The sequence below is a fragment of the Escherichia sp. E1130 genome (assembly GCF_005781065.1).
GTDB lineage: Bacteria > Pseudomonadota > Gammaproteobacteria > Enterobacterales > Enterobacteriaceae > Escherichia.
In genome coordinates this window covers 1-1,756 of record NZ_VATL01000074.1, presented here as the reverse complement: position 1 = coordinate 1,756, position 1,756 = coordinate 1, and the positions used below count along the sequence as shown (strand labels likewise).

Genomic DNA, 1,756 nt, shown 5'->3' with positions numbered 1-1,756 from the left:
TTTAAATTGACCAGAACAAATAGTCGGTCCACGCCTCATATCACGACGGTTTAAATCGCTTATTATTTTGCGCCGCATTTGTAGGTATATGCGGGGCATCATCAGTATTGGTTGGTACATTGTAACCAGCCATCTGACGCTGAACCTGATTCGTCAGAGGAACTGTTTTCCCGGAAGACGCATTAAAATGTGGGATGGATTTAATTGTCCCCTGCACAAACTCTTTCTCTCCCCTGACCTCAACTTTCTCACCACTCTTCTGGCCACTAATATACAGTGCCATCACCAGGTTTTTACCCTTCTCTGCTGGCGCATCGGCAACTTCAAGAAGTACACCACGATCAAGTAATACAGGTGTACCACCCGATGAGTAGACAACAGCACCATCACGATTTACATGGGAATCATAGCCCCGGATCTGCGATGGTTTAATATCATCTGCGGCTGCATAAAGAATAAAGTTATTGGAGATCGTAGAAGTACGGTTCTTACGTTTCTCACGGTAAGCCCAGCCACGTAGCTGCGAGATGGCGGCAGCATCATGTTGCATTGCCTGCACTTCCACCCAGGCCCGGTACGACAATGGACGGGAACCCGGCATATCTTTGAGTGCCTTCCTCTCATCCCTAATCTGCAAACGTAGGGCAGCCATATCCTTCATCTTCTCGACTTCCAGCGCACGGAACATCAGCTTACGCAACAGCGGGTCTCGCTCGATAAGACGAACATTGTTCTTGCGGACACGGTAGCTGGCTGCCAGTTCCCGGAAACGGGAACGAGCGTCATCAGCAGAAATCCCTGCCCGCACAAAGCTCATCTTGTAGGCCTTATAGCGCGCGATTAAATCCTGACGGGCCTCTGCCCGGGCATTACGACGCTCAGCTCTCGCCCCTTTATCGCGACGGTGAAGACGGTCGTCATATTGAGATTGAATGTCCACTGCAGTCAGCAAAACATCCTTCCCGTCACGGTTTGTTTCACGGATAACGGATGCCCGGGTAAAAGCACCAATCAGTTCCTGCTGACAGCTCAGCGTCAGTTCAGGATGAAGATCGCTGGCCTTAATCGGTGCCTGTTCATCATCGGCGACATCGTAAATCGCTAGCCCCTCACCTTTCTGGCGCAGCTCAAGTCCGGCTGCAATCAGAATGTCATGCACCCCATCCCAGTCATAGTTCCCGCCCAGAAACAACGTATCCATCTTCTCCCGGCAGTTATCCACTGCGTACGAAAACAGACTCTCCTTGTCACCAAAATGCTCAAGTTCACGGGCAGCTGCCGGCGCGGATTTGTAGAAGTTTTTCTTACGAACGATATGACCTTCGCTGTTAACCATGTAAGGACCATTAACATGCTGCCAGCCATGCTTGAGCTCCATCTCACGACAGCAACGGCCCAGAATCAGACGGTCGTTATACAAAGATGCTGCTCTGTAGCTTACCGGATTAATGCGATTAACAGAAAGATGGCAATGCAGATTGTCGGTATCATCGTGAATAGCGCACACGTACTGATGACCTTCCATTCCAAGGCTTTTCATACTGTGACGCGCACAGTCAAAAATTTGTTCTGGCGTGGGTCTTTCGGCCTCAGGCCAGGACAGGATGACATGGTAAACAGGGTCTTTGCAGTGTGTATTTTGAAGAGCAATCATGTTCATTTCAGTGGCCGCGGTAGCAAGCGAAAAACAATTCATCTCGGCAATGACATCACCACACCGAAGATGTTGTCTACCGTCCGGAAATGTAGCAATCAC

The 1,756-nt window shown here is 49.8% G+C and carries 1 protein-coding gene; it reads right to left on the bottom strand.

The window, feature by feature from the left end:
• Nucleotides 1-40 precede the first annotated feature (40 nt).
• A partial coding sequence (traI, locus tag FEK66_RS25550; protein ID WP_205714140.1) for a TraI/MobA(P) family conjugative relaxase occupies nucleotides 41-1,756 on the bottom strand: 1,716 nt, incomplete at its 5' end.